The sequence below is a fragment of the Stenotrophomonas sp. NPDC077659 genome, from assembly GCF_050268705.1.
Classification (GTDB): domain Bacteria; phylum Pseudomonadota; class Gammaproteobacteria; order Xanthomonadales; family Xanthomonadaceae; genus Stenotrophomonas.
Window position 1 is genome coordinate 1 of record NZ_JBNNHG010000258.1, and the last position, 2,108, is coordinate 2,108.

Annotated in this window: 1 protein-coding gene; it reads left to right on the forward strand. The window is 66.9% G+C overall.

What is annotated here, in order from left to right; translation table 11 throughout:
- A partial coding sequence (gene parC / locus ACQKDV_RS19200) for a DNA topoisomerase IV subunit A (protein WP_427785825.1) occupies nt 1-1,841 on the forward strand: 1,841 nt, incomplete at its 5' end.
- Nucleotides 1,842-2,108: the final 267 nt, after the last annotated feature.

Genomic DNA, 2,108 nt, shown 5'->3' on the forward strand with positions numbered 1-2,108 from the left:
CTTCATCATCGCCCCGCATTCGTCCAACTGGGACGGCCTGTGGGGCATGGCCGCCCTTCGACGGCACACTGCAGGAACCGACCTGGATGCCGGCGCGCCTGCCGCATCTGCTGCTGAACGGCACCACCGGCATCGCCGTGGGCATGGCCACCGACGTGCCGCCGCACAACCTCAACGAGATCGTCAGCGCCCTGCTGCACCTGCTGGATGATCCCGATGCCAGCGTGCGCGACCTGTGCGAGCACGTGAAGGGCCCCGACTACCCCTCCACCGCCGAGATCATCACCCCGGCCAACGACCTGCGCACGATGTACGAGACCGGCAACGGCAGCGTGCGTGCGCGTGCGACCTTCACCAAGGAAGCGAGCAACGTGGTGGTTACCGCGCTGCCGTTCCAGGTGTCGCCGTCGAAGGTGATCGAGCAGATCGCCGCGCAGATGCGCGCCAAGAAGCTGCCGTGGCTGGAAGACATCCGCGATGAGTCCGACCATGCCAACCCGGTACGCGTGGTGCTGGTGCCGCGTTCCAACCGCGTCGACGCCGACCAGTTGATGGGCCACCTGTTCGCCACCACGGACATGGAGCGCAGCTACCGCGTCAACCTCAACGTGATCGGGCTGGACGGCCGTCCGCAGGTGAAGAACCTGAAGATGCTGCTCAGCGAATGGCTGGCGTTCCGCAGCAGCACCGTCACCCGCCGCCTGCAGCACCGCCTGCAGAAGGTCGAACGCCGCCTGCACCTGTTGGAAGGCCTGCTGGTGGCCTTCCTCAACCTGGACGAGGTGATCCACATCATCCGTACCGAGGACGAGCCGAAGGCCGCGCTGATCGCGCGCTTCGGCCTGTCCGAAGACCAGGCCGACTACATCCTGGAAACCAAGCTGAAGCAGCTGGCCCGCCTGGAAGAGATGAAGATCCGTGGCGAGCAGGACGAGCTGGCCAAGGAGCGGGAGAAGATTCTCGGCATCCTCGACAGCAAGGCCAAGCTGAAGAAGCTGATCCGCGACGAACTGACCGCCGATGCGAAGAAGTTCGGCGATGCCCGCCGCTCGCCGCTGGTGCAGCGCCAGGCCGCGCAGGCCATCGACGAGACCGAGCTGGTGCCGAGCGAACCGATGACCGTCGTGCTGTCGGAGAAGGGCTGGATCCGCGCGGCCAAGGGCCACGACATCGATGCATCCACCCTGTCCTACCGCGATGGTGATGCCCTGCGGGGCTCGGTGCGCGCGCGCAGCACCCAGCAGGTCGCGTTCCTGGACAGCGAAGGCCGTGCCTACTCGACGCCGGTGCACACCCTGCCTTCGGCGCGCGGCAATGGTGAACCGCTGACCGGCCGTTTCTCGCCGGCACCGGGCACCAGCTTCGTGACCCTGGCCAGCGCCGAACCGGACGCCCGATTCGTGCTGGCGTCCAGCCACGGCTACGGCTTCGTCACCCGCTTCGAGAACCTGATCGGCCGCAACAAGGCCGGCAAGGCGATGCTGAATCTGTCGTCCGGCTCCTCGGTGCTGAGCCCGTCGGCCGTGGCCAACGTCGCCACCGACCGCATCGTGGCGGTGACCAGCTCGGGCAACCTGCTGGCCATTGCCGCCAACGACCTGCCGGAACTGGACAAGGGCAAGGGCAACAAGATCATCGAGATCCCCAAGGCCAAGCTCGCCACCGAGCGTGTGGTCGCCATCGTAGCGATCAGCCCGGGCCAGACCCTGCAGGTCCGCAGTGGCCAGCGCACGATGGGCCTGAAGTTCACCGAGCTCGACGCCTACCTCGGCGCCCGCGCCACCCGCGGCCATCTGCTGCCGCGCGGCTGGCAGAAGGTGGAAGGGTTGTCGGTGGAATGAGGCACTGCACCTGGTAGGTGTCAACCTTGGTTGACACGCTGCGGCGAACGTCAGACACGGAAAAGCCGGGGAATCCCCGGCTTTTCCGTGTGTCGGCTGGCGGGCGGTGGAGCGGCTGGCTGGCGAAGGCTGGCGCGCGGTGCTCCGGTGCTGGCGGGCGACGTTGCTTCTGCACCTGGTAGAGCCGACCGTTGGTCGGCTGCTGTTGCCTTCTGGTAGAGCCGACCGTTGGTCGGCTGCTGTTGCCTTCTGGTAGAGCCGACCGTT